The sequence below is a fragment of the Entomomonas moraniae genome, assembly GCF_003991975.1.
GTDB lineage: Bacteria > Pseudomonadota > Gammaproteobacteria > Pseudomonadales > Pseudomonadaceae > Entomomonas > Entomomonas moraniae.
The window spans coordinates 3,311,523-3,337,477 of record NZ_CP029822.1 but is presented as its reverse complement, the minus strand read 5'-3'; the positions used below and the strand labels follow the sequence as shown (position 1 = coordinate 3,337,477).

Genomic DNA, 25,955 nt, shown 5'->3' with positions numbered 1-25,955 from the left:
AAACCCTCCTTTTTCCTGCCTGAATGATAAACAGTTTTATAGACACATTTATAATGCGCAATTTAATTATATAATTATAAACCTTTATAACTGAATTAACTAAGCGTTTTATTATAAATAGATATTTATCACGAGATAACTATATCAACTCTTTGAATTTACTTTTATAATAAGCCCAATAAAGACACTATTAGAATATCTAATACAGATCTAAAGCTAGGAGATAACAATGCGCAAGACGCTTATTCCACTATTACTTGTGGCATTACCTTTAGCGGCACAAACAGTGTATAGCTATAAGGACAGTAACGGAAATACTGTATTTACTGAACAGCCGCCATCTAATGTCAATGCGGAACCAGTAAAGCTTCCCTCTAATACACAAAATGTTGCCGTTGAAACAACGACATCATCACAAGCAGCACCACAAAAAAAAGCACCTAAAGCACAACAGCCAATCATTACGCATGTTACTATTACAGGGCTTCCTAAAGATGATGGCTCACTTCGTGCTAACGATGGGACATTTACTGTCTCTGTTCAAATACAATCAACAGGCCCATCTCTTCCTAGCTACACGTACCAAATAATTTTTGATGGACAACCTTATGGTGCGCCTCAAAGCAGTAATAGTTTTACATTTACCGATGTTGATCGTGGGACACATACCATGCAAGCAAACGTATTTAATAATGGAATGTTGATTGCAAACAGCGCTGTTGAAACATTTACAGTGCAACGAGTAGCCAGTCAACGATGGAAAATCCAACCCAGATAAACTAGGAATATAATGAAATTAATATCACTCACACTATTATTAACTTGTGTAACAACGTTATATGCACAAGTTTATACTTATGTTGATAAAAATGGTAATACGATATACACGGATAATCCTCCAGAACAACAAGAAACTAGAAAACTAGATATTCAATTAACGCAACCTGTGCAACAGGCACAACAAGAGCAACAAGAGAATCAGCAAGAACAAACAGCGGCTAATGAAACAAAAACTGTTCGCTTGTCCCCCGACACAATGGCGCAGCCTACATCCAATGATGCCATAAATACGATGCCTGCCAGCATAAATGACTCTATCAATCAAGAAACCACAAGTTATCAACATATTGATATTATAAAACCCGCGAATGAAGAGACAATAAGAAACTCGGGCGGACAACTCACAATTGAAGTAAAGTCCGAACCTACTCTTGCATCAAACCACCTCTATCGTTTTTTAATTGATGGCAATGTAATTGCCGAAACGACATCAAAAACTTACAATGTTTCTAACTTAGAGCGTGGTGAACACAAGTTAATTGTTGAGATTATTAATGCTTCAGATAAACAAACAATAACCCGTTCACAAGAACGTGTATTCTTTATTAAACAAACAACATTGGCTGAAAAAAAACGTATTAATCCTTGTTTAATCAGGGAGTATGGTATTAGACCCGAGTGTCCGCTTAAGGATAAACCTAAACCACAACCAAGAAACCTCCTCTTAAAGATTACAGACCTGACAGGAGTTACTAAGCCTAAAGAGGAATAATTAACGTTACTTCTAAAGAAACTAAATAATACGATAATCTTAAAGTATGGATTATCGTATATTTACCACTTGTTAAAATAACAACTATAGTCTTACAATCCAATCGTAGCATCCGTGCTTTAAAATTCAAAAATCATGGTAGACTTAACCAAATTTCTGAGGGGATATATGATGAAAAAGACACTACTAGTCGCTGCTTTAACCTGTTGCTTATTCACAACACCACACTTATTCGCCCAACAAGCTACCGATAGCAACTTTATTGAAGTCAATAAATTAAAATATGGCACTGAGTTGATTGCTGTTGGAAACATCAATGTTAGTCTATCAGAAACAATTTCTCTTAAACCTGATACGGTTGAGTTTTCAATTAGCTACCTAACAGAAGGAAAAACGCCTACCGAAGCGTCAGATACAAATACAAAAAATATGAAAGCGTTGATGACCTATTTACAGCAGCTAAATATTAAAGAACAAGATATAACTACCGTTGGTTATAAAAACTATGAGCAATTGTCTCCAGAACCTATAACCTCTCCAGCTAATCAAAAGTACCAAACGCTCATTACCATTCAAGCCAAAATTCCTAGCGACCAACTTTATGCGGTAATTAAAACGCTTGATCAGCAAGGTATTAACAACTTAGATAAAGTTAAAGATACCGATAACACCTATAGTTTTGCTATTAAACAAGTTGCAGACAACGCGGATACAACAAAACAACAGGCAGAAAAGAAATACCAACTCATCGCCGAACAACTTAAAGCACAAGGCATTAATCAACTCATTATTGATAAGTACAATAATCAACCTGTTAGTCAATCAACGAATAATATAAAAACTTATTATGTTGAGAATACCATTAAAATTAATACTAAGCAGTTTGATCAACTAGGTAAAATTATTGCAAAAGCAGAAGAGTTAAAAATGACAATCAACAATGATTTTCAGTACAGTGTATCTGACAATACTAAAAATAAAGCCATTGCAGACGCTGAAACAAAACTCTTAGCAAAACTACAAGAAAAGGCACGTCGATCACTTAGCAGTGCAGACTATCAACTAGGTGCACCACAAAACTTAAGTGTATTCAATACAGAAATTAACGCCCCTATTTATCCTATAAATAGGTATGCTAAAAACGATGGCATAATGCTCGGCGCTGTAGCAAACTCTCCAGAACAAATAAGCATCCAACCTCCCTCTCAATATGACTTAACCGTCACGATGAATGGAAACTTCGATATTTTGAAAAAAATATCTAAATAAACAAGATAAAAAAAAAGGCGTTTTATCAAAACGCCTTTTTAAATTACACGGCAACAGCAGCCTTAATATGGGGATGCGCTTGATAGTTTTGCAACTCAAAATCTTCAAAGTTAAAGTCAAAAATGCTTTTAACAGCAGGATTAATTTTCATGGTTGGTAATGAATAAGGTTCACGAGTTAACTGTAAATCAGCCTGCTCTAGATGATTGCTATAAAGATGACAATCCCCTCCCGTCCACACAAAATCACCTAGTGCTAAGTCACATACCTGAGCGATCATCATCGTTAATAAAGCATAACTGGCAATATTAAAAGGGACGCCCAAGAAAATATCAGCCGAACGCTGATAAAGCTGGCAAGACAACTTGCCATTAGCCACATAAAACTGAAATAAAGCATGGCAAGGCGGTAATGCCATTTCATCAACCAATGCAGGATTCCAAGCTGAGACAATCAATCGACGCGAGTCAGGATTTTTCTTAATCATCGCCATGAGTTGACTAATTTGATCAATATGTCGACCATCAGGGGCAGGCCAAGAACGCCATTGATAACCATAGACAGGACCTAAGTTACCTTGCTCATCAGCCCACTCATCCCAAATCCTAACACCATTTTCCTTTAGGTACGCAATATTAGTATCGCCGTTCAAAAACCAAAGTAACTCATGAATAATCGATTTTAAATGGCATTTTTTTGTTGTCACAAGGGGAAAGCCCTCTTCCAAATTAAACCGCATTTGATAGCCAAATACACTATAGGTACCTGTTCCTGTTCGGTCTTCTTTAAAAACGCCTTGTTCACGTACATGTCGCATTAAATCGAGATATTGTTTCATGATAAACCTTTATGCATTACTATTAACTATGGGTGTTTTTTTATTATAAGCAACAATTAGCAGCGCTAAACCTATGATAATCATTGGTAAGCAAAGAACCTGCCCCATTGTTAACCAACCAAAAGCTAAATAGCCTAATTGTGGGTCAGGTAATCTAACAAACTCCACGACAAAGCGGAAAATACCATACCACAATAAGAACATACCAGAGACAGCCATAGCAGGACGTGGTTTCCTTGAGAAAAACCAAACGATCAAGAAAAGCACTAAACCTTCTAAGAAACACTGATAGAGTTGTGAGGGGTAACGTACTAAATGCATTGGATCCTGCGGAAAAATCATACCTAACCATTCATGATCCGGGCTTGTTGGCTTACCTAAAAGTTCACCATTAATAAAATTACCCAATCTTCCCAAGCCTAGCCCTATAGGAGCTAGAGGAGCCACAAAGTCAGCTAAAGAAAAAAACGTTCTCTTGCGGCGTTTTGCAAATACCCAAATACCTACTATAACACCCAACATCCCGCCATGAAATGACATACCACCATTCCATATTTGAAATATTCTTAAAGGATTTTCAGCATACACAGGAAGATCATAAAACAAGACATAGCCAAGACGCCCACCTAAAATCACACCTAATGCGCAATAAAAAACCAAATCTGATAGATCATCCTTTGACAAGGCTGGTTGAACACGAGGCAATCGGCTACGCCCTAAAAACCAAGCGATAGCAATACCAAAAATATACATCAGTCCATACCAATGGATAGCAATTGGCCCAATACTGATAGCGACTGGGTCAATAGCAGGATATTTCAACATAAATTTCCCTTAATAATTACAATGGGGTAAAGAAACTACAACCAACAATTAATAAAAAAATAGCAAACATTCTACGCAATAACTCTGGCGATAATCGGTAGGCTAGTTTTGCACCTATGCGCGAAAATACCATACTTGTAACACTAATACCAATCAAAGCTGGTAAATAAATGTATCCAATACTCCAAGCAGGCAAGCCGTCTACGCCCCAACCAAACCACATATAAGAGAGGGTTCCGGCCAACGCAATCGGTAAACCACAAGCAGCGGAAACGCCTACTGCACGCTGCATAGGTACGCTGCAAAAAGCCAAAAAAGGCACCGTTAATGAACCACCACCAATACCAAAGATAGCAGAAGCCCACCCTACCACCATGCCGACAGTCGAAAGACCAAACTTTCCGGGAAGTTTTTTAGATGCCTTAGGTTTTAAATTAAACCCTAACTGTATGGACATCAAAATAACAAAACAACCAATAATAATTTTTAACGTAGCACCTTGTAATAGACTCGCTGTAAAACCTCCTAACACACTGCCCAATATAATACCTAAGGCTAGCCAACGCACTATATTCCAATCAATACTCCCCTTACTATTATGCGTTTGCGCCGAACTCATAGAGGTAAAAATAATTGTTGCTAAAGAGGTTCCTATTGCCAAGTGAGTAGCGACATTTTCTGAAAGGTTTAAAAACGTAAAACTAAACATCAATGCAGGTACAACAATCAACCCACCACCCACACCAAAAAGACCAGCCAATACACCTGCTCCAGCGCCTAGAAGCAGATAGGCTAATAAAATAGTTAGAGACACACAGTACTCCTGGTATTAATAATCAATCCAGTATTATATTTTAATATTATATTGAAGTATAATAGAAGATCATAACGGTATCTTATATACTAATTAATGAAATAATATGCTTGTTTTCTAAATAACAGACTAAGGAGATGTATAATGACAAAATTTATTTTCCTATTATGTTTCGGACTATTCTTTGTAACGTTTGGTTATGCTAATAATTGCCCAGAAATAAAAGACCAAATTGCTGAAAAAATTAAGGCCAATGGAGTAGCTGAGTTTTCCCTACAAGATGTCGATAAAGGCACAACACTAAAAGACAATCAAAAAATAGTCGGTGTATGTGGTGGTGGTACAAAAGATATTGTCTACCAACGTGGAGCATCTCAAGAAAACTCACAAGATAAAAGTATTAGTATTTATTCAAATAAATAGCAGTACTTATATATAAATGATGATTTATTATTTTCCTTTTCTCATTTAAACTGTAACACGTTAATTTTCTTTGAGTTAAGGGAATAGGTAATGCTTGATATTGATCATGTTTATAAAAGTAAATATTATGATTATATAAATGCGGGTTCATTGTCATCTGCACGTATTATATGCCCTATTGTTACACAATGGTTCACTCCTGAATCACTCATAGACATAGGCTGTGGTGCAGGGGCTTGGTGTAGTATTTGGAAATCATCAGTTCCAGATGTTACAGGAGTAGACGGAAGTTATGTGCAAACGACTAGTCTATTGATTGAGCCAACGTCTTTTATTCGTCAAGACCTCTCTCAAGCATTCATTTTAGGAAAGAGATTTAGCATTGCCACATCATTTGAAGTAGCAGAACATATTCCAGAATCTAAAGCAGATATTTTTATCAATAACCTTACGCAGTGTAGTGAGGTTATTTTATTTTCAGCGGCTCCACCAGGTCAAGGAGGCGAATTTCATGTTAATGAACAACCTTTACAATATTGGAGAGAGAAATTCGCTGCGCTTGGTTATGAATGTTTTGATCCGCTCAGAAGCAAAATACAGAAAAATAAGGATGTAGAGCCTTGGTATAGGTACAATATGCTACTTTATGTCAAAGAGACCTCTATCAATCGATTACCACAAGAAGTATTGTTAACTCATATAAAAACAGAACATCCTATTCCAGACTTTTCGCCCTTGACATGGCGCGTACGTAATAAAATCTTATTTCATATGCCCGAATGTATAAAAGCATTATTAGTTAAAACGAAACATATATATCAAAGAAAACGCAGTACTAAATAATTAAATTATTGTTCAGATTTATAACATTATTTTTCTTTAATATTAGAAGTTTCATCAATAAAAAACTTGGGGCGCTTTTTAACTTCGTTATAAATTTTTCCGATATACTCTCCAATAACCCCCAAAGCCATAATCTGAATACCACCAAAAAATGAAATAATTACAATAATAGATGACCATCCTTGTATGGTATTTCCCAGTATCTTTTCGATAATTGTGTAAATGATAGCAACAACCGAGAGCAAGAAAACAAATAAACCCAATATTGTTATTAGCCTCAATGGCTTAACTGATAATGATGTAATACCTTCTATGGCCAATGCCAGTGACTTTTTAAATGGATACTTAGTGACTCCCGCTGCTCGCTCATGCCTTTCGTAGTAAACCTCAATAGTACGAAATCCGAGCATAGGTACTAACCCCCTTAAATAAACATTTTCTTCTTGATACTGCAATAAGCTTTCCCTCGCTCTTCTACTTAATAAACGAAAATCAGCATGATTATGGATCTGTTCAACTCCCAATTTGGCCATTAATTTATAAAAACTCTCGGCCATTGTTCTTTTCCAAAAGTTATCCGTTTCTCTAGAGTTACGAACCCCATAAACAATATCATATCCTATCAAATACTTATCAACCATTTGCTCAATCACGAAAGGATCGTCCTGTAAATCAGCATCAATCGTTACAACCATATCAGCATCTGCGTTTGTTATACCTGCAATCAATGCTATTTGATGCCCCTTATTATGAGCTAACTTTAATCCTCGTATATTTAAATTAAAAGTTCCAGCCTCCACAATTAAGGACCAAGTATTATCTTGACTACCATCATCAACAAATAAAATGTAACTTGATTCACTTATTTTTTTACTTACAATTAAATGTTTAAGAATACTACTCAATTTTTCCAGAGAAATAGGAAATACTTCTCGCTCATTATAACAAGGCACAACAATTGCTAGTGTTTGAGGTTCAGTATTCATTTCATTACCCAAAATTTATTCATAGAAAAAACAAGTAATGTATAAAAAACATTACCTATAATTTGAGCTATATATTTAGCACCCGGTTGATAAAAAAGCGTTAGATATATTAATAACACATTGATAATATAAGCAACGCCAATAGATATAAAAAATTTTAATGCTCTTTTGCGAGAATAATTTTTTTTAAAGGTAAGCTTACTATTTAGCACATAGCTCACAACACATCCAATCAAATAGACTAACAAATTAGCAACATAAATAGACATACCTAGCCATATAAGCAATAAACTTGTCAGCAAACCACCAACTGTAATTACAGCACCAACAAGACAGTAACTAATAAATTGGCTATTTAACTTTGGATCGAATAGCATATTGTTAGACTATTTCTCTAGGTTATAAACAGACCAAGTCTCATTTTTATAAATGATTTTATGGCTACAGGTAGATTTTTGCATCAATTGCTCATGTGATTCACATACTTTCTGACTACATTGAACAAATAAAACTTCATACTTATCACAATATTTGAATTTAATAAAAGTCTTTGGATACCACGCGAAGCCTAGCAATGCTTCTGGTATATGTCCTGACTTATAGCGTATAATTTGTGGCGAAAACCAAGCGAAATTAAAATCAACCCACCCTTCTTTTTTTGCTTGATACCACGAAGGAAAATAAATATATACGCCGCCTTGGCGCAGACTACCACGTGGATCATAAACCAGACCTAACATTCGTTTATGGCTTGGTATCTTGTTAAGAGCATCACTAAAATCCTTAGTTTCTCTATTAAAATTGACTAAATCAATCATAGGTAAAGATAACAATAAAAGAGATAGACAACACCAAATAAAATATAAAACTTTCTGCGTGCTCAACAAATTAACACTTCTACTCTCAAATAATAAAATATAAAAGGGAAATAAAAATATCGAAAATCGTTGTTGAACAAATGCTGTTCTTACCACTTGCTCTGGGAGGGCAAACCAAATAACCAGAAATATAACAAAAGGAACATATTTTTTATAATCTTTTGATAATTTCAACCCTAAAACAAAAGGTAATATAATTAGCATAATACTAACTATTTCTAATGGAAAAAGATTATTTTTCTCTATACTCCAAGGGTACAGAAAAATTGAATATAGCCTATTTTCAAAAACACCATACGATGCTCCAGCATAGTAAAGGTCATTGTATTTACCTAACTCATTTGAAGCATAAAATGCTGAGGTAAAAAAGAAAAGCGGTATAAATAAAAACAACAGATAGAAAGGTGTTAATTGCTTAAGCTTTTGTCTAATAAAGAATTGGTTATTATTCACAATTGTCATAGATGATGCAATCAGACAGAAGAACAAAAAAACTAGCATATGGGAAAAATATAACAGTACGCCACATAAAATTACAAATATAAAATACTTTTTATGCCCAGTTTTGATTAACTTTAAATTCTGTATAACTAATAAAACGCCTACTGGAATTGCCAGTAAAAATGTTAAAAATCCCCAAGTATAAGCAAATCCAAAAAAGCTTGGCAATAAAACCCAATCTAAAATATTGGTATTTTTTGATGACATCATTCTTCTTAATATTGAAAAAGAAATAATAAATGATAAAAAAGTTAAGCCTACAACGGTATTGACCGCATAATTAATGGGGAACACTAATGACAACAACGCAGCCATACCATAGGCAGTCCAATAAGTTGTCAAATAATTAAGCTCTATATCATCAAACCATGGTGCAGAAGTTTCATTTAACAGAAATGATTTGAGTGTGCTGACTTGCCCTGCATGCTGGGGGAGGTCAATCATTGGTAAAAAATTAGAAGTACTGAGTAATAGGGCTATAAAAATAACGATTAAATAAAAGACTACTCTTTCTATTTTCGCCATCTTATCAGAAAAATTACTTATAACGCTCATATGCGCTCCTTGCCAAGACAACCCCTATAGCAAAGCCACTTAACGTGGCATTTGTATTAGCCTGCGACTAATATCCTAATAGCATCAAGTCTTAAGGTTGCTTTATCTAAATACTCACAACCAAGCGTCTTATACTCTTCTAGAATAGCCAATTCATTATCGCGTACATTAGGGTTCACTGCCTTTAATGCAACAAGACGAGCAAGTTCTTCATCCATTTCAGCGACAAAGCGTTGTTTTGCTTCTGCTACTTTCTCTTGATAAACCGTCTGCATTTTTTGTTCAGCTATCAGCACTTGCTTTTCGAGCATTGTACGTTGTGCTTTAACAAATTTAACAGCACTGCCACGTGGTACTTTTTCAAGTTGTTTATTCAGTGTTTCAAAAGAAACTTTATCCGCTAGGTTGTTACCTTTAGCATCTAACAAACAACGCAAGGCTTCTTTGGGTAGATAGCGTACAAGTTGTAATGCTTTAGGTGCAATGACTTCTGCAATAAAAACAAACTCAATTAAGACTGTCCCTGTTTTAAGCGCCTTATTTTTAATAACAGCAACAGCTGTATTACCCATGGAGCCTGAAATAACTAAGTCCATTCCACCTTGTAACATGGGATGCTCCCATGTAATAAACTGCATATCTTCACGGGACAAAGCCAATGATCGATCATAGGTAATGGTTACACCTTCTTCATCGCCTAATGGAAACCCTGAGTCTAGCATTTTCTCACCGGGACGAAGAACAAAAGCATTATCCGAATGATCTTCTACATCAATACCAAAGGCATCAAATAATTGCTCCGCATACATTGGTAAATCGTATTGGTCATCTTGCTCTGCAATAGCTTCTACAATCTCATTACCTTCACTTCCACCGCTAGAGTTTAACTCAAGTAGGCGATCACGTCCTTTTTGCATTTCAGCTTCAAGCTCTAAACGTAGCTGCTTTGCTGTTTCTACGAGTTTAGACCACTCTTTTTGATCGGTTCCCTCTAAGTGTTCACGCAGTTGCTTTCTAAACTGTGTTTGTAATGCACTGCCAGCGGGGCATGTATTAACAAATGCATTTAACGCAAGATCATACCACTCAAATAAACGCTCTTGCGCTGTACCCTGAATATAAGGCACATGAATTTGAATATCATTTTGTTGACCTATACGGTCCAAACGTCCAATACGCTGTTCTAATAAATCTGGGTGGGGTGGTAAATCAAATAAAACAAGATGGTGTGCAAACTGGAAGTTACGTCCTTCACTCCCAATTTCAGAACACACTAATAACTGTGCACCTTCTTCATCACTAAAATAAGCAGCAGCACGGTCGCGTTCAATAATAGTCATCCCTTCATGGAATACTGCTGCCGCTATACCTTCTCTTACTCTTAGTGCTTCCTCAAGATCAATAACTGTCTCCGCATGGGCACAAATAACCAATACCTTGGTATGCTTTAACATTTTAAGGGTACTAATTAACCAGTCTACTCGGGAGTCAAAATGCCACCAACGTTCGCTGTCTGTTTCAAGTTGATGATCTATATAGTCGATCTCTGGGGTAAGGATAGGTCGCTCATCTCGGGGAATTTGTAAATACTGTTCTGGGTTAGGTAATGCATAGTGGTGTAGTATACGAATTGGAAAACCATGAACAGCCGCACGGGTATTACGGAATAATAAACGTCCTGTACCATGGCGATCCAGCAGTTCCCTTATCAATCTTGCACAAGCGTCTTCATCACTTTTTGCAGCAGCATCTAATAACGCTTTTTCAGCTTGCTTACCTAAAAAACTTTCTATGGTTTTACGGCTTTCTTTAGACAGTTTTTGCTTATCTAATAACTCTTGTACTGCTTCAGCCACAGGCTGATAATGTTTACTTTCTTCTCTAAAGGCTTCTAAGCTATGAAAACGATTAGGGTCAAGCAATCTTAGCCTTGCAAAATGGCTATCAATACCTAACTGCTCTGGGGTTGCCGTTAATAGTAAAACACTAGGTGTTGACTCAGCAAGTTGCTCAACCAATGTATATTCAGGGCTAACGTAATCAGGTACCCAAACTAAGTGATGCGCCTCATCAACCACTAGCATGTCCCAACCTGCTGCAAATAAAGCATCTTGGACACGTTCATCACTCACTAACCAATCAAGTGCTACCAAAACTAGTTGGCTATCCTCAAAAGGATTAGCATCAGTAATTTGGGCATAACGTTCTGCATCAAATAATGTCACCTCTAAATTGAAACGGCGACGCATTTCAACTAACCATTGGTGCTGTAGATTTTCTGGAACAATAATGAGTACTCGTAAGGCTCGGCCAGACAAAACTTGCCGATGAATAATAAGCCCTGCCTCAATCGTTTTACCCAAGCCTACTTCATCAGCTAATAACACTCTCGGGGCTATACGATCAGCTACTTCTCTTGCAATATGCATCTGGTGAGCAATAGGTTGTACACGTGCACCGGATAAGCCTAATAATTTAGACTGTTGTAATTGGCTCATGTGTTCAAAGGTGTGATAACGTAGAGAGAACCATGATAAAGAATCTACTTGCCCTGCAAATAAACGATCACTGGCCGAGCGAAACTGAATAAAATTAGATAACTGCGTTTCAGAAATAGTGCGTTTTTTATTTTGTTCATCAAGCCCCATATAGACAAGTAAGCCGTCAATTTCCATGACCTCATCCACAGTCACTTGCCAACCATCAATATGGGTAATTTTATCGCCAATCGAGTACTGCACGCGGGTTAAGGATGCATTATTAGCGGAATATTGCCTTGTCTCACCAGTTGCTGGAAATAAAATGGTTAGTAATCGTCCTTCTTGCGAAATGATTGTCCCTAACCCAAGCTCAGCTTCGCTGTCACTAATCCAACGCTGCCCTGGAAGATATTGCATAAAAACCTCGTTACTAAAAAATTTGCGGCATATTTTAAATGATTTAAAAAAAATTGTTATGAACAATAGTCACTAATTTTATAAAAAAATCGATTATTTAGAAAAATGACTTATGGATTTTAACGAATCAACATATAATAGGGCGTTCTAACAAATTCATTATTCAATATCATTTGGGCTTCTTTATTGAAACTCAACCATCATTATTTAGTTTTAACTCTGTTATTGAGGTTACCATGTCACACTCTCCTGCTCCTAAAGTTGGCTTTATCAGCCTAGGATGCCCAAAAGCCACTGTTGATTCAGAACGTATTCTGACTCAACTACGTATGGAGGGCTATCAAATTGTCCCCTCTTATGATGAAGCAGATGTGGTTGTGGTCAATACGTGTGGCTTTATTGACAGTGCAAAAGCTGAATCACTTGATGCCATCGGCGAAGCTTTGGCAGAAAATGGTCGAGTCATTGTCACAGGTTGCATGGGGGTTACAGAAGGGGCAATACGTGATGTACACCCTAGTGTTCTTGCTGTCACAGGCCCTCAACAATATGAGCAAGTTGTACAAGCAGTGCATGAGGTAGTTCCTCCGAAAAAAGATCATAACCCGCACATTGATTTAGTCCCACCTCAAGGGGTGAAATTAACACCACGCCACTATGCTTACCTTAAAATATCAGAAGGCTGTAATCATAGCTGTAGCTTCTGTATTATTCCCTCACTCCGCGGCAAACTGGTTAGTCGCCCTGTGAATGAAGTATTAGAAGAAGCAGAACGCTTAGTTAAAGCAGGAGTTAAAGAACTATTAGTCATCTCCCAAGATACTAGCGCCTACGGTGTTGACTTAAAATATAAAACAAGCTTCTGGAATGGTCAGCCTGTCAAAACTAAAATGGTCGATTTATGTGAAGCGTTGAGTCAATTGGGCATATGGGTTAGATTACATTATGTATACCCCTACCCTAATGTGGATGATGTCATTCCTTTAATGGCTGCTGGCAAAATACTCCCCTACTTAGATATACCTTTCCAACACGCCAGCCCTAACGTTTTAAAAGCAATGAAACGACCTGCTTTTGAAGATAAAACCTTGGCACGTATCAAGAAATGGCGTGAACAATGTTCTGAGTTGGTTATCCGCTCTACCTTTATTGTCGGATTCCCTGGTGAAACAGAGGAAGATTTTCAATATTTACTGGACTGGTTAACTGAAGCACAACTTGACCGTGTAGGTTGTTTCCAGTATTCAGCTGTCGATGGTGCGCCCGCTAATGAGTTAGCCGATCACGTTCCTGAAGAAGTTAAGCAAGAACGTTGGGAACGTTTTATGGCCCACCAACAAGCTATCTCTGCCGCACGCTTACAACAACGTATAGGCCAAGAAATGCTAGTATTGGTTGATGAAATTGATGATAAAGGCACTGTTGCCCGCTCCATTGCTGATGCTCCTGAGATAGATGGTTTGGTTTATATTGATGCTGATCACTTACAACCTGGCGATCAAGTGAAGGTGCGCATTACTGATGCCGATGAATATGACCTTTGGGCTGAGCTAATAGAGTAAATTGGATAATATCGTCTATCAAATCAACCCCATTGGTTACATTAGCTCGTGCTTTAAAGAAAAATTTGGTATTCCGCGCCAACCTTTATTAGCACCAGCAGCAACGGGGGTTATTGAGTTACTGCCGCCCTATAACAAGGCTGAGGCATTAGAAGGGCTCGAAAAAGTTAGCCATCTTTGGCTTCTTTTTATTTTCAATCAATCCATGGATGAGAAAGTTCGCCTCAAAGTTCGCCCCCCGCGTTTAGGTGGTAATAAATCATTAGGAGTTTTTGCCACTCGCTCTAACTTTCGCCCCAATAATATTGGTCAATCCGTTGTTAGACTAGATGATATCATCGAGAATAAACTCTACGTGTCAGGTATAGATTTACTAGATGAAACCCCTATCATCGACATAAAGCCCTATATTCCTTATGCCGACAGTATTAATGATGCTTATAACTTAATAGCAGAAACTGCTCCTCGCACAATCAATGTTACTTGGTCAGCTCTCGCATTAGAACAAGCCTTATTGCATAGTGCTCGACTACAGCATCCCATTAAACAGCTTATTGAACAATGTCTTATGCAAGACCCAAAACCTGCTTATCAAAAAGCAACTCCCGATAAACATTATGGGATGAAGCTTTGGGATATTGATGTTAAGTGGCACTATCCTCATGAGAATCTAATTGAAGTATTAATAATCAGCCACTAATTCATTAATTAAACGATAAGTTAATCCTTGTGGATTATTGGGTTCAAACCGTTTTAAAAAAGCATCATGAACATAAGGTGGATTAAGCGTTTGAGAAGTTTTCTCTGGTAAATCAAGCTCATCGCCTTCTTCTGAGTCAACAAACACAGATATTTTCTCACGCAGAATACCCACACCAAATAAGCACTGATTATTGCAAGTTTGCAATGCTTCTAATAGGACGTGTAAAAAAGCTTTTGAACTGATGCTATCTAACAAGGGTTGTTTTTCTTTTATTTTTTTTTGTAATTCAGCATCCTTGGCATGCCAAGGATCAAAAGTATATTCCCATTCGGTGGTAAACCACAAATAGTCGGTTACATCCTCTATGCTTTTTAACTTTATCATAAAGTTATCGCTCACACTATCAAGTGTATTGCCTACACATCTAAAAGACTTACCATTGGCACGTAATTGCAAAGCGAAGCTATAAAGGTACTTATTTTTTGCTATATCCTTTATAGAATGAAAACCTTTTGTGATAACACCTACAAAGAAGTCATGTAATTCTTTTTGTACTTGTTCTTCCATGGATATAAACAATTCCTGTTATTTATATAATTGAATATTGATTATTTTTTGAGCATAACAAGGACTAAATAATTATGATGTAATACAATGAAAAAAGCTAAAAAAACAACCGTTCATATACTTCATTTTATCATGGAATATGTAATTTATTGATTATTTTTTTAATAAAATCTAACAAGCAATAATAATGCTTGTTAGATTCATATAGAAACTACTCTTGTTCTAATTTGATACGGGCGAAGTTTTTCTTACCTGCTTGGCAAACGTGCTCTTCACCTAATTTAAAAATGAAACTTACATCCACAACTTTGCCATCTACCTTGACACTACCTGCCTGTAAAAGATCTCTTGCCATGGCTGAGTTTTTCACCAAGTTAGCTTGGTTTAATATTGCTGCGATTGGTAAATCGTTGCCCGCTTTAAGCGTTAACTCTGGCAAGTCTTCTGGTAACTCACCGTCTTTTAAACGATTACCCGCTGACTTATGTGCATTCGCCGCAGCTTCTTCACCATGAAAACGCGCAATTAACTCTTCTGCTAATTTAATTTTGATATCACGTGGGTTAGTGCCTTGTTCAACATCGCGCTTGAACTCTTCTATCTCTGCTAAATCACGGAAACTTAATAACTCAAAATAACGCCAGATTAAAGTATCAGGCATTGACAATAACTTGCTATACATAACGCCTGGTGGTTCATCAATACCGACATAATTCCCTAGTGATTTAGACATTTTCTTAACGCCGTCTAAACCTTCTAATAAAGGAACTGTAATCGTGCACTGCGGCGCTTGACCATAAGAACGTTGTAACTCACGCCCCATTAGTAAATTAAAACGTTGGTCTGTACCGCCCATTTCTATATCAGACTCTAATGCTACAGAATCATACCCTTGAACAAGGGGGTATAAAAACTCATGAATGGCGATGGGCTGCTGGCCTTTGTATCTGTTTTCAAAATCATCGCGCTCTAACATGCGAGCTACGGTATATTGTGAAGCAAGGCGAATAAAATCAGCCGGCTTCATTTGATCCATCCATGTCGAGTTAAAAGCAACTTCAGTTAATTTAGGATCTAAAATTTTAAATACTTGTTCCTTATAAGTTTCAGCATTGGCTAAAACCTGTTCCCTTGTTAAGGGTGGTCTTGTTGTATTTTTACCACTAGGGTCGCCAATCATCCCCGTGAAGTCACCAATTAAGAAGATTACTTTATGACCTAGCATCTGAAAATGGCGTAATTTATTAATAAGTACAGTATGTCCTAAGTGAAGATCAGGTGCGGTTGGGTCAAATCCTGCTTTAATCCGCAACACTTTACCTGTTTTAAGCTTTTCAACTAACTCATCTTCAACTAAAATCTCTTCAACACCTCGTTTAATCAAGGCTAACTGTTCTTCAATAGATTTCATTTTTTCCTTCTCTAATAGATGTTTAACCAATTAGTTTATTGTATTATTCAAATCATAACTGATAACTATACTGTAAAATAAAGTTTTCTGTTACACAAAATAATGTTTTTTTTGAATTTCTAGTTGCGTAATTGCAAAATTGCTTATATTTTACACGCCTCATTGTCTTGTTATATAACTTGTTCTTGCCAAAACTATGATGCCAAATACATTACCTCAAAAAAAACGCTCTTTTACACCTGTTATTATATCCATCGTCTTTATAATATTAATAATTGTAGGTATTTTTTTATATTTTTCCAAAACAAAGCAAACTGCTATTAATGACACGACAGATGAAACGCCAGCAAATGCATCGCTACAAACGAATAAAGATGTTGAAATTATAACCCCTGAACAAATCGCTAATATTTTCACTCGCAGTTTAACACCGCCTCCATCTATTCCTTTGTTACTTCCTCAAACGGACAATCAAACGACACAATCATTACGCTCTGACATGACAATTTCAGAAGGTCCTTTAATTTTAATGCCTGAGCACAGCTCGACTCTAACCTTCCATGTAGAAAAAGGTGATTCCCTCTCGACGCTATTTAATAAAGCAGGACTTTCTAATGCCGTTATGTACAGTGCGCTAGAATCTGCCCCCAAAGAGCAACAAAATAAATTTACTCACTTAAACCTTGATCAACTTTTTGAGTTTACACTTAATGATGCAGGTGACTTACTTGCAGTATCCACAAAGCCTGATCTATTAAATACTTATACATTGGCTAAACAAGATAATGGCTATATGTTTAGCCATAATGCGATCAAACCAACCTATAAAAAGGTTTATGCTTACGGCTCGATTAACAGTTCTTTATTTGCTGCTGCTGATAAAGCAGGCATTCCTCACGCCATGATAATGGAAATTGCCAATGCCTTTGGATATGATATCGACTTTGCCCTCGACCTTCGACAAGGTGACGTATTTGAAGTTATCTTTGAGCAAAAACTTGTTAACGGCAAAATAGTAGGAACAGGTAATCTGTTAGCGGCACGTTTTACGAATCGAGGAAAGGAATTTACAGTTGTGCGATTCACCAATAGCAACAAAGTAGCCTCTTACTACCGTGCTGATGGTACCAGTATGCAACGTGCTTTCATTCGTACCCCTGTCGACTTTACGCGTATTAGTTCTAAATTCTCATTAGGTCGTTATCACCCTGTTCTTAACCGCATACGTGCTCATAAAGGTGTTGACTATGCGGCACCCACCGGAACAGCTATCCGTGCAGCAGGAAATGGTAAGATCGTCTCGATTGGTTGGAAAGGTGGTTATGGTAATGCCATCGTCATTCAACACGGTAAAACCTACAGTACACTTTATGGGCATATGAGTAGATTTGCCCCCGGCTTAAAAGCAGGCAGCTATGTTAAACAAAGCCAAACCATCGGTTATGTTGGGATGACAGGGCTTGCGACAGGTCCACACTTACACTACGAATTCCGCGTAAACGGTAAACATGTTGATCCGCTAAGCGTTAAACTTCCCATGGCCGATCCATTATCAGCGAAAGAAAAAACACGTTTCTTAGAAATCAGCCAACCTCTTTTGTCTGAACTCAATGAAAACAAGGCGCTTTCTTTAGCCAAAATTCAAGCGGACAAAGATAGCACAGCTGATACAACCGATGAAAATACAGAAGCGGACTCAGCCGAGTAACTCATAACATGGCTTACTATATAGGGATAATGTCAGGAACAAGCTTAGATGGATTAGATATTGCTCTCATTAAGCAATCATCCAATACTCTAAGTCAACTGGTTGGTACTCACTATATCCCTATGCCAAGTGACTTACGTCAAGAGCTCCTCTCTTTATGCAGTACAGGCAATGATGAGCTTGCCCGAGCAGCGCTTGCAGAAAACTACTGGGCAACATTGGCAGCCACAGGAATACAAACATTATTAGCAAATCATCAGTTAACCAACCAAGACATTACGGCTATTGGTAGCCACGGACAAACGGTTAGACATGAGCCAAAACGAAACTTTACTATACAAGTTAGTAATGGTGCGCTTCTAGCTGAAATAACGGGCATTACTGTTGTAACTGATTTTCGTCGCCGTGATGTTGCAGCTGGAGGGCAAGGTGCTCCTCTTGTACCTGCCTATCATGAAGCGCTTTTCAAAGACAATACTAGACGACGTGCTATTTTAAATATTGGCGGCTTTAGCAACTTAAGTTTATTATCACCTGACAATGTAACACATGGTTTTGACTGTGGCCCAGGTAACGTACTATTGGATACATGGATTAACCACAAGCTAAATAAATCTTATGATCAAAATGGTGAGTGGGCCGCATCTGCCGCTCCTAACCAACAGCTATTAACACTTTTTTTAGCAGATAGTTTTTTTAATCAAACAGGGCCAAAGAGTACTGGGCGAGAATTATTTAATTTCAGTTGGCTTACAGAAAAATTAAGCCAGTTTAACCAAATAGCTCCTGACGATGTGGTTCAATCGACATTGCTTGAACTAACAGTAAGAACTATAGTTGACTCACTTAAAAAAGCCCAAACCCAAACAGATGAGCTCATTGTTTGCGGCGGAGGGGCTTTTAATCATGAACTATTAAAACGCTTACAACAATATCTCCCCGATACGCGTGTACAAACAACACAAGACTATGGCATAGCACCTGAATGGGTTGAGGCTATGGCATTTGCATGGCTTGCTTATTGTTGTTTAGAAAATATACCTGCTAATCGCCCTGCGGTTACAGGTGCAAAAGGCCTTAGGGTTTTAGGTGCTATTTACCCTGCATAGTAACAATATATAAACAATTGATACTCTCTGCATTAACTTAAATATTATTTCTTTTTAGGTATTCCTAACTTTTGACGACGCTCCCACAAGCATTTGCGGCTAACGCCCAGTTTACGAGCAAGCTCCGTTTCAGTCATTTTATCTTGATTCTGTAATACAAAGTGTTGGAAGTAATCTTCTAGTGAAACACCATCTTCAAGATCTTTAGTGTTTGGTACATCTCCGACTGCCTTGAAAAGGTGGGCTAACTCATCCTCTTCAAAACTTGCCAAACCGTAAGCCTCTGGCTCTAATCCTAAGTTTTCAATCGTAATTTTGTTGGTATCACACAAAATTACCGCTCTCTCTACAGCATTTTCTAACTCTCGGACATTACCCGGCCATGAGTAATCTAGAATAGCCTGCTCCGCTTCAGCAGTAAAAACCAAATTACTCTTACCCATTGAGTTCATCTGACGATTAAGAAAAGCCTTTGCAATTTCTAATACATCATTACCACGATCACGTAATGCTGGTAGTTGTAAACTAATAACATTTAACCGATAAAACAGATCACTACGAAACTGCCCTGTCGAAGCTAAAGACTTTAAGTCACGATGAGTCGCTGCAATCAATCGAACATCTACCTTTTGGGAGGCAACAGAACCCACCTTGCGAATTTCCCCTTCTTGTAACACCCTTAATAATCTTGCTTGGGCCTCTAAAGGTAACTCCCCTATTTCATCTAAAAACAGTGTACCACCGTTAGCCGCTTCAATAAGCCCTGTTCGATTAGTAACCGCGCCAGTAAAAGCTCCTTTTTCATGACCGAATAACTCTGACTCAATCAACGTCTCCGGAATAGCAGCACAGTTTACAGAGATGAGAGGAGCTTTATAACGAGGGGATTGTTCATGTAATGATCTGGCTACAAGCTCTTTTCCTGTACCTGATTCACCAAGAACAAGTACCGTAGAATTTGTAGGGGCAACTTTTTCTATTTTCTCAAATAGTTTAATCATTAAAGGACTCGCTCCTATAATGTGTGTGCGCTGCTCTTTACTTGCCTTTCCACCTATTTCCTGCTGGGTTATTTTTTTATTTTTCTTTGTCTCTTTTTTATCTAACGACTCTGCTATTGCTTTTAATATATCGGCATGATCAAAAGGCTTTGCTATGTAGTCAACAGCACCCATTTTCATCGAGTCTATAGCTGAACGCAAGCTTGCATAACTTGTCATGACTAATACCGGAATACCTTCCGCCAAATCAATCATATCGGTGCCCGGAGCACCTGGAAGCCTTAAATCAGTAATAACCAAATCAAAACTTTGGATATCGTAATTTGCTTTCACCTCTGCAACAGAAGCGGCCTCACTCACCTGATATTGGTTACGCTCCAGTAAGCGCTTTAATGAAGTACGTATGATAGATTCATCTTCTACAAGCAATATATGTGACATAAAAATTCCACAACGTTTATTACTAACTCTCTTACTATACCATAGTATAATCTACATATTTAGGTAATATAATTGAAAAGCAGGTTCCTCTTTGAGTTGATAAGTCCAGAGGGCTTTTAACGCTTACTTTACCATGATGATCCTCAATAATGGAGTATACTAAGGATAAACCTAACCCCGTTCCTACCCCTGGTTCTTTGGTTGTAAAAAATGGTTCAAAAATCTGCTCTTTAATTTCATCAGGGATTCCTTCGCCTTCATCCTCAATAAGAATCTCTATAAAGCCTGAAAGTTCTCTGGTTATGATACTGATAACACCGCCTTCTTCCGATGCATCTCGTGCATTATCTAATAAATTGATAAGTACTTGTGTCAAACGCTGTGCGTTACCTAATACCTGATGTCGCTCATCACAAAAATTTTGAAAGGAGACATATTTTTCATCTTTATTTAGTACTAACAAATTAATGGTTTCTTGCGCAATGCTACGTAAAGAAATAGGTGCATTCAACTGAGTATCTTCCCCTGCATGAGAAAAATTAACTAACGAATGTACAATTCTTGAAATACGCTTAGTTTGCTCAATAATTTGCTCTGACATTTCGGCAATTTCATCATGCTCTAACCATTCTTCTCGAAGTATTTGGGCTAAGCATGCAATACCCGTCACAGGATTGCCTATCTCATGAGCAACCCCTGCGGCCAAACGACCAATTGAGGCCAAACGTTCTGAGTGAATTAATTGGCTTTCTAATAAATAGGTTTCGGTAATATCTTCCACCAAAATAACAGTTCCTCCTCTATTAATCAAAATAGAGTCACCGATCATGGCTTTGTGTAAATTGTACCAACGGGTATGTCCATCAATATCGATCGACTGCTTATAAATATGTCCTTCTTCAGACTCTATGCAGCTTAATAACAGAACCTGCCATGCTCCCTCAATAAAGTCTAAATTAACGCCTACCGTGTTATCTGCTGTTACCCCCGTAATCTGCTCCATTGCACGATTCCACAGGAGAACATCGCGTCCTTTTGAAAAAGAACAAACCCCAATAGGTAAAATTTGTAACGTTAATCGATGGTATCGACGTAAAGAATCTAACTCAGCAGCAAGACCTGTTAATCTTGTCTCATAACTCTCCAGATGGTTCTCCATAAAATAAATATCTTCATTCATCGCAATAACAGGAGCCGATTGATAAGATAAAAACTCATAAACCATTTGATGCGCAACATGAGGCCCCAACAGACCTGATAAGTTAACCTCTATCTGTTCCCGCAATCGACGAAGAGCATAAGCACGTCGCTCATCGATAGAAAAGCCTAAATCAGATAATGCACGCTTTACTTCTTTACGTGCCATTTTGTAACCTAAAGGAATTTCTAGCTCTCTAATAAACTCACGCGGCGAACTCAAGGTTGCTTCTTTTCGCTGTATATATTGCGTCGCATTCACCGCACATAGACTTGCTGCACGCTTCTCATCATCAGATCGCTTAGTGATTAATGATACAAGTAAAAGCACTGAAGTATTGGCTGTCAACGAAATAACTGTAGCAAAATGCCAATCATCTTGATCTGGTAGTTTAATAGTAAAGAGAAAAGGAACAGTAATCGTAGTAGATGGGGAGATTAAAGGTAGTAAAACAAGAAGTCCCCAACAAAACATTCCCGTTAATAATCCCGCAATAAATCCTTTTTTATTACCTTGCGTCCAGTAAAGCAAAACCAAGACCCCTGGAAGAAATTGCAGCATCGCAATAAATGCAGCAAGCCCTGTGTCATTATTACTATAACCTTGATAGGTTAATAGGTAAAAAATATACCCCAATAAAATGATAATGACCGTAAGAGTACGGCGAACTAACTTTAACCAACGATAAATATCATGATCAGCAGGCGGTTTATAAATAGGTAAAATCAAATGGTTGAGTAACATTCCTGAAAGAGCGATAGTCGAAACAATAATTAAACCGCTCCCTGCTGCTAAGCCTCCAAGATAAGCAATGATAGATAGCCAAAGACTATTACTTTGTAGACCAATACCCAATACATAATAATCAGGTTGCATTGATAGGTTTAAAACCACTCCACCCCATAAAATAAACGGAACACACAAGGCTATTATTAATAAATAAAGAGGTGCTCCCCAGCTTGCAAACATCAAGGAGCGAGGCGTAACATTTTCAGCAAAGGTCATATGGAACATGTGGGGCATAACAACGGCTGCGGCAAAAAATGATAACAGCAACGCTCGCCATGGCCCTGCCTCTATGGATGAACGCAATGTATCTAAGACATGCTTATTTTCTACTAACCAATGGTTTAAACCTGAAAAGCCGCCAAAGATACTGTATACCACATAACCGGCTATAAGCACAAAAACCAATAATTTAACGACTGACTCAAACACCACAGCCATCAAAAGTCCTACCCGTTTCTCGCGGGCGGAAAGGTGCCTTGTTCCAAAAAGGATGCTAAACAACATCAAAAAAACACAAAATACAAATGACCAACTGTGAGACATAGGTTGCTGAGTCAATACAACCACTGATCCTGCTAATAACTTTATCTGAAAAGCAATTAATGGCAACATGCCGACCAACATAAAAAGGCACGTCAAAATACCTGCCCAACGGCTACGGAAACGAAAAGAAAATAAATCAGCCAGCGAAGATAATTGATAATTTTGTGTCAACTTCAAAATTGGAAACAGTAACACAGGGACTAACAAAAAAGTTGCAGTAAAACCAAGCCCTACCGCTAAATAGCCATAGCCATAGTGCATAGCTAACCCAATTAAACCATAAAAGGTTAAAGCGCTGCTATAAATGCCCAACGAAAGGATATAAATAAAAGGATGGCTCGCTAATTTTCCCATTAGCGGACTACGTTCAGAAAACCAAGCCACGCCCAAAAGAGCTAACAAATAAACAATACTAATAATAGCAAGGAAGCCAGTACTAAAGTTCATCAACATCATGCCTTCCTTGCAATATTAACATGGCCACAATACTAATAAACCAAAAAAGATAGGGTTTATACCATGCACTATCACCTGATGCCCACCAATCCAGGATACCGGGTGACAATAAAAAAATGATAACAACTAATAACAACACAAGCCTGTATATATACATATGTCTATCCGACGGTGTAGCAAACTATTCCAAAAGATTGACATAAGATCATTACGGAATATTTCTAACACTTGTATTAAAATATAAATAATAACATACTTCCACTATATAGATTGCAAATCAATAAAGGAATAGTTATGTTTTCATCGCATACCAACTCCCCTTCTCTAGAAATTGGCGACATCATTTTTACTTGTATCGCCGCACAATTATTTAAAAGCATTTCAAAAGCCTCATTGTGCTGGAGTAATCATGTGGGCATCATTATTGGCCATAACGGGGAAGATTACTTAGTAGCAGAAAGCCGTGTACCTTTTTCAACAACAACAACGCTAAAAAAATTTATTAAACGCTCAAATAAGCGACATTATGCCGTTAGACGGCTCAACAACACTTTAACCGAACAACAAAAACTAGCTGTTTGCAGCCAAGTTCCACAAAGACTTAATATTTTATACCATACAGGCTTCAAATTTGATTCAAAACGGCAATTTTGCTCAAAATTCGTTTATGAAATTTATAAAGAAGCGCTCAATCTAGAAGTTGGAAAGATTGAAACATTCAATGATCTATTAAAAAGTAATCCCAATGCAAACTTAACCTTTTGGAAGTTGTGGTTTTTTGGTAGAATCCCTTGGCATAGAAAAACAGTCACACCTGCAAGCTTATGGTTTTGTCCAAAACTAAACACTATTTTTGACAGCCATCCTGAAATCTCGAATAGTGACACTAAAAAGGTTGGCTAAAAGAAGAAAATAAAATAGTATAATGCCCCATTCCAAGCAGTTTTTTGAAAAATCACTTGATATTTTATCAATAATCTGGATAATAACACGACCATTTTCGTAGGTATATTGCCTACAAATTTAAAGTGTTAAGCCTAGTAATACTTTAATGAAGAATGATTAATGGCTCCACGTCGCACTATAACCCCGACCCCACATAGTGTTAGATAGGTAGCTTTTATTTATTAAACATATTTTTTAAATCTACCGCCAACTTTATGCGGTCTTGAGGCTATAAAGAATGAAAACTTTTAGTGCAAAGCCAGAAACAGTTAAACGTGACTGGTTTGTTATTGATGCGGCAGGAAAAACATTGGGTCGTTTAGCGACTGAAATCGCATTACGTTTACGTGGTAAACATAAACCAGAATATACTCCTCACGTTGATACAGGTGACTACATCGTTGTTATCAATGCTGAGCAAGTAAAAGTAACTGGTTCAAAAACAACAGATAAAAAATATTACTCTCATTCAGGTTTTCCTGGTGGGATTAAAGAAATTACTTTTGACAAACTCGTTGTTAGAGCGCCAGAGCGTATTATTGAAACAGCTGTAAAAGGTATGTTACCTAAGAATCCTTTAGGTCGCGCTATGTATCGTAAGCTGAAAGTGTATAAAGGTTCAGAACACCCACACACAGCTCAACAACCACAAGAATTGAAAATTTAATAGGCAGGATTGATTATGTCAGCTCAAAACTACGGTACAGGTCGTCGCAAAACTGCCGTTGCACGTGTATTCTTACGCAAAGGCACTGGTAAAATTTCTATTAACAATCGTGACCTTGATACATTCTTTGGTCGTGAAACTGCTCGCATGGTTGTTCGTCAACCTTTAGAGTTAACAGAAAACACTGAAAACTTCGATCTTTTCATCACTGTTATCGGTGGTGGTGTAAGCGGTCAAGCAGGTGCTATTCGTCACGGTATTACTCGTGCATTAATCGAATACGATGAAACTTTACGTAGTATCCTACGTAAAGCAGGTTACGTTACTCGTGATGCGCGTGAAGTTGAACGTAAGAAAGTGGGTCTACGCAAAGCGCGTAAACGTCCACAATACTCAAAACGTTAATTTGTTTTGCAGTTCAAAAAAAAGCACCCTTATGGGTGCTTTTTTTATATCCAATCATTTATATTTTTA

Annotated in this window: 24 protein-coding genes; 12 read left to right on the top strand and 12 right to left on the bottom strand. The window is 37.5% G+C overall.

The window, feature by feature from the left end; all coding sequences use genetic code 11:
* Nucleotides 1-229: 229 nt before the first annotated feature.
* The 3 genes from DM558_RS15540 to DM558_RS15530 all read left to right on the top strand — a co-directional run bounded on the left by DM558_RS15540 (nt 230) and on the right by DM558_RS15530 (nt 2,821).
* Nucleotides 230-778 carry a DUF4124 domain-containing protein gene (locus tag DM558_RS15540; RefSeq protein ID WP_127164762.1) on the top strand — a complete coding sequence of 183 codons (549 nt, stop codon included), beginning with the start codon at nt 230-232 and terminating at the stop codon, nt 776-778.
* Between the two features lie 12 nt (nt 779-790).
* On the top strand, nt 791-1,552 hold the full coding sequence (locus DM558_RS15535; RefSeq protein ID WP_127164761.1) for a DUF4124 domain-containing protein: 762 nt from the start codon (nt 791-793) through the stop codon (nt 1,550-1,552).
* A gap of 168 nt (nt 1,553-1,720) precedes the next feature.
* Complete coding sequence (locus tag DM558_RS15530) at nt 1,721-2,821, top strand: SIMPL domain-containing protein (protein WP_164731479.1); 1,101 nt, start codon at nt 1,721-1,723, stop codon at nt 2,819-2,821.
* Between the two features lie 43 nt (nt 2,822-2,864).
* Here DM558_RS15530 and DM558_RS15525 read toward each other — a convergent pair whose 3' ends face one another.
* Genes DM558_RS15525 through DM558_RS15515 form a run of 3 tightly spaced genes read right to left on the bottom strand, consistent with a single transcriptional unit; the run spans nt 2,865 to nt 5,298 of the window.
* Nucleotides 2,865-3,659, bottom strand: a complete 795-nt coding sequence (locus tag DM558_RS15525; RefSeq protein ID WP_127164759.1) for a thymidylate synthase — start codon at nt 3,657-3,659, stop codon at nt 2,865-2,867.
* Between the two features lie 9 nt (nt 3,660-3,668).
* Nucleotides 3,669-4,484: a prolipoprotein diacylglyceryl transferase gene (lgt, locus tag DM558_RS15520; protein ID WP_127164758.1), complete on the bottom strand. Its 816-nt coding sequence runs from the start codon at nt 4,482-4,484 to the stop codon at nt 3,669-3,671.
* A gap of 16 nt (nt 4,485-4,500) precedes the next feature.
* Entirely contained in the window at nt 4,501-5,298 is a 798-nt protein-coding gene (locus DM558_RS15515) for a sulfite exporter TauE/SafE family protein (protein ID WP_228411772.1), read from the bottom strand.
* Between the two features lie 144 nt (nt 5,299-5,442).
* Between DM558_RS15515 and DM558_RS15510 the strand changes: the two genes are divergently transcribed.
* Both DM558_RS15510 and DM558_RS15505 read left to right on the top strand, forming a co-directional pair.
* Nucleotides 5,443-5,721 carry a DUF1161 domain-containing protein gene (locus DM558_RS15510; protein WP_127164757.1) on the top strand — a complete coding sequence of 93 codons (279 nt, stop codon included), beginning with the start codon at nt 5,443-5,445 and terminating at the stop codon, nt 5,719-5,721.
* Between the two features lie 150 nt (nt 5,722-5,871).
* Complete coding sequence (locus DM558_RS15505) at nt 5,872-6,564, top strand: methyltransferase domain-containing protein (RefSeq protein ID WP_164731478.1); 693 nt, start codon at nt 5,872-5,874, stop codon at nt 6,562-6,564.
* Nucleotides 6,565-6,590: 26 nt separating this feature from the next.
* On the opposite strand, the gene DM558_RS15500 is transcribed toward DM558_RS15505, so the two are convergent.
* From DM558_RS15500 to rapA, 4 genes are read right to left on the bottom strand one after another with little or no spacing between them, the layout of a single operon-like run.
* Nucleotides 6,591-7,550, bottom strand: coding sequence for a glycosyltransferase family 2 protein (locus DM558_RS15500; RefSeq protein WP_127164755.1), 960 nt, complete (start codon nt 7,548-7,550; stop codon nt 6,591-6,593).
* On the bottom strand, nt 7,547-7,927 hold the full coding sequence (locus DM558_RS15495) for a GtrA family protein (protein ID WP_127164754.1): 381 nt from the start codon (nt 7,925-7,927) through the stop codon (nt 7,547-7,549). The genes DM558_RS15500 and DM558_RS15495 overlap by 4 nt, the downstream gene beginning before the upstream one ends.
* Before the next feature lie 9 nt (nt 7,928-7,936).
* The gene (locus DM558_RS15490; RefSeq protein WP_127164753.1) at nt 7,937-9,484 is read right to left on the bottom strand and encodes a hypothetical protein; all 1,548 of its coding nucleotides are present in this window, start codon (nt 9,482-9,484) and stop codon (nt 7,937-7,939) included.
* Nucleotides 9,485-9,540: 56 nt separating this feature from the next.
* Nucleotides 9,541-12,381, bottom strand: coding sequence for an RNA polymerase-associated protein RapA (gene rapA, locus DM558_RS15485; protein WP_127164752.1), 2,841 nt, complete (start codon nt 12,379-12,381; stop codon nt 9,541-9,543).
* Nucleotides 12,382-12,617: 236 nt separating this feature from the next.
* Here rapA and rimO point away from each other — a divergent pair, with 236 nt between their 5' ends.
* Entirely contained in the window at nt 12,618-13,943 is a 1,326-nt protein-coding gene (gene rimO / locus DM558_RS15480) for a 30S ribosomal protein S12 methylthiotransferase RimO (RefSeq protein ID WP_127164751.1), read from the top strand.
* A gap of 10 nt (nt 13,944-13,953) precedes the next feature.
* The gene (gene tsaA, locus DM558_RS15475) at nt 13,954-14,643 is read left to right on the top strand and encodes a tRNA (N6-threonylcarbamoyladenosine(37)-N6)-methyltransferase TrmO (protein ID WP_127164921.1); all 690 of its coding nucleotides are present in this window, start codon (nt 13,954-13,956) and stop codon (nt 14,641-14,643) included.
* On the opposite strand, the gene DM558_RS15470 is transcribed toward tsaA, so the two are convergent.
* Entirely contained in the window at nt 14,626-15,213 is a 588-nt protein-coding gene (locus DM558_RS15470) for a DUF4303 domain-containing protein (RefSeq protein WP_127164750.1), read from the bottom strand. The genes tsaA and DM558_RS15470 overlap by 18 nt on opposite strands.
* Before the next feature lie 211 nt (nt 15,214-15,424).
* Nucleotides 15,425-16,624, bottom strand: coding sequence for a tyrosine--tRNA ligase (gene tyrS / locus DM558_RS15465; RefSeq protein ID WP_109703618.1), 1,200 nt, complete (start codon nt 16,622-16,624; stop codon nt 15,425-15,427).
* Nucleotides 16,625-16,820: 196 nt separating this feature from the next.
* On the opposite strand from tyrS, the gene DM558_RS15460 reads away from it, so the two are divergent.
* Nucleotides 16,821-18,332 (top strand): peptidoglycan DD-metalloendopeptidase family protein, encoded by a 1,512-nt coding sequence (locus DM558_RS15460; protein ID WP_228411771.1) that lies wholly within the window; start codon nt 16,821-16,823, stop codon nt 18,330-18,332.
* A gap of 8 nt (nt 18,333-18,340) precedes the next feature.
* On the top strand, nt 18,341-19,441 hold the full coding sequence (locus DM558_RS15455) for an anhydro-N-acetylmuramic acid kinase (protein ID WP_127164749.1): 1,101 nt from the start codon (nt 18,341-18,343) through the stop codon (nt 19,439-19,441).
* Between the two features lie 44 nt (nt 19,442-19,485).
* On the opposite strand, the gene DM558_RS15450 is transcribed toward DM558_RS15455, so the two are convergent.
* From DM558_RS15450 to DM558_RS15695, 3 genes are read right to left on the bottom strand one after another with little or no spacing between them, the layout of a single operon-like run.
* A complete protein-coding gene (locus tag DM558_RS15450) occupies nt 19,486-20,883 on the bottom strand; it encodes a sigma-54-dependent transcriptional regulator (RefSeq protein WP_127164748.1) in 1,398 nt (465 codons plus the stop codon).
* Nucleotides 20,884-20,917: 34 nt separating this feature from the next.
* On the bottom strand, nt 20,918-23,866 hold the full coding sequence (locus DM558_RS15445; protein ID WP_127164919.1) for a sensor histidine kinase: 2,949 nt from the start codon (nt 23,864-23,866) through the stop codon (nt 20,918-20,920).
* Nucleotides 23,850-24,026, bottom strand: coding sequence for a hypothetical protein (locus DM558_RS15695; RefSeq protein WP_164731477.1), 177 nt, complete (start codon nt 24,024-24,026; stop codon nt 23,850-23,852). The genes DM558_RS15445 and DM558_RS15695 overlap by 17 nt, the downstream gene beginning before the upstream one ends.
* A 137-nt stretch (nt 24,027-24,163) precedes the next feature.
* Between DM558_RS15695 and DM558_RS15440 the strand changes: the two genes are divergently transcribed.
* From DM558_RS15440 to rpsI, 3 genes are all read left to right on the top strand, one after another.
* Nucleotides 24,164-24,772: a YebB family permuted papain-like enzyme gene (locus tag DM558_RS15440; protein ID WP_127164747.1), complete on the top strand. Its 609-nt coding sequence runs from the start codon at nt 24,164-24,166 to the stop codon at nt 24,770-24,772.
* 280 nt (nt 24,773-25,052) lie between these two features.
* The gene (rplM, locus tag DM558_RS15435; RefSeq protein ID WP_127164746.1) at nt 25,053-25,481 is read left to right on the top strand and encodes a 50S ribosomal protein L13; all 429 of its coding nucleotides are present in this window, start codon (nt 25,053-25,055) and stop codon (nt 25,479-25,481) included.
* Nucleotides 25,482-25,496: 15 nt separating this feature from the next.
* Nucleotides 25,497-25,886 (top strand): 30S ribosomal protein S9, encoded by a 390-nt coding sequence (gene rpsI, locus DM558_RS15430; RefSeq protein WP_109703624.1) that lies wholly within the window; start codon nt 25,497-25,499, stop codon nt 25,884-25,886.
* Nucleotides 25,887-25,955 lie beyond the last annotated feature (69 nt).

What these genes read in the sequence shown, in the direction of transcription:
- DM558_RS15510 (WP_127164757.1), top strand. Translation starts at nt 5,443, where the DNA reads ATGACAAAATTTATTTTCCTATTATGTTTCGGACTATTCTTTGTAACG.
- DM558_RS15455 (WP_127164749.1), top strand. Translation starts at nt 18,341, where the DNA reads ATGGCTTACTATATAGGGATAATGTCAGGAACAAGCTTAGATGGATTA.
- DM558_RS15445 (WP_127164919.1), bottom strand. Translation starts at nt 23,866, where the DNA reads ATGTTGATGAACTTTAGTACTGGCTTCCTTGCTATTATTAGTATTGTT.
- DM558_RS15450 (WP_127164748.1), bottom strand. Translation starts at nt 20,883, where the DNA reads ATGTCACATATATTGCTTGTAGAAGATGAATCTATCATACGTACTTCA.
- tyrS (WP_109703618.1), bottom strand. Translation starts at nt 16,624, where the DNA reads ATGAAATCTATTGAAGAACAGTTAGCCTTGATTAAACGAGGTGTTGAA.
- DM558_RS15440 (WP_127164747.1), top strand. Translation starts at nt 24,164, where the DNA reads ATGTTTTCATCGCATACCAACTCCCCTTCTCTAGAAATTGGCGACATC.
- DM558_RS15695 (WP_164731477.1), bottom strand. Translation starts at nt 24,026, where the DNA reads ATGTATATATACAGGCTTGTGTTGTTATTAGTTGTTATCATTTTTTTA.
- rapA (WP_127164752.1), bottom strand. Translation starts at nt 12,381, where the DNA reads ATGCAATATCTTCCAGGGCAGCGTTGGATTAGTGACAGCGAAGCTGAG.
- DM558_RS15500 (WP_127164755.1), bottom strand. Translation starts at nt 7,550, where the DNA reads ATGAATACTGAACCTCAAACACTAGCAATTGTTGTGCCTTGTTATAAT.
- rpsI (WP_109703624.1), top strand. Translation starts at nt 25,497, where the DNA reads ATGTCAGCTCAAAACTACGGTACAGGTCGTCGCAAAACTGCCGTTGCA.
- DM558_RS15535 (WP_127164761.1), top strand. Translation starts at nt 791, where the DNA reads ATGAAATTAATATCACTCACACTATTATTAACTTGTGTAACAACGTTA.
- DM558_RS15530 (WP_164731479.1), top strand. Translation starts at nt 1,721, where the DNA reads ATGATGAAAAAGACACTACTAGTCGCTGCTTTAACCTGTTGCTTATTC.
- rimO (WP_127164751.1), top strand. Translation starts at nt 12,618, where the DNA reads ATGTCACACTCTCCTGCTCCTAAAGTTGGCTTTATCAGCCTAGGATGC.
- DM558_RS15540 (WP_127164762.1), top strand. Translation starts at nt 230, where the DNA reads ATGCGCAAGACGCTTATTCCACTATTACTTGTGGCATTACCTTTAGCG.
- rplM (WP_127164746.1), top strand. Translation starts at nt 25,053, where the DNA reads ATGAAAACTTTTAGTGCAAAGCCAGAAACAGTTAAACGTGACTGGTTT.
- DM558_RS15460 (WP_228411771.1), top strand. Translation starts at nt 16,821, where the DNA reads ATGATGCCAAATACATTACCTCAAAAAAAACGCTCTTTTACACCTGTT.
- DM558_RS15525 (WP_127164759.1), bottom strand. Translation starts at nt 3,659, where the DNA reads ATGAAACAATATCTCGATTTAATGCGACATGTACGTGAACAAGGCGTT.
- DM558_RS15495 (WP_127164754.1), bottom strand. Translation starts at nt 7,927, where the DNA reads ATGCTATTCGATCCAAAGTTAAATAGCCAATTTATTAGTTACTGTCTT.
- DM558_RS15470 (WP_127164750.1), bottom strand. Translation starts at nt 15,213, where the DNA reads ATGGAAGAACAAGTACAAAAAGAATTACATGACTTCTTTGTAGGTGTT.
- DM558_RS15490 (WP_127164753.1), bottom strand. Translation starts at nt 9,484, where the DNA reads ATGAGCGTTATAAGTAATTTTTCTGATAAGATGGCGAAAATAGAAAGA.
- lgt (WP_127164758.1), bottom strand. Translation starts at nt 4,484, where the DNA reads ATGTTGAAATATCCTGCTATTGACCCAGTCGCTATCAGTATTGGGCCA.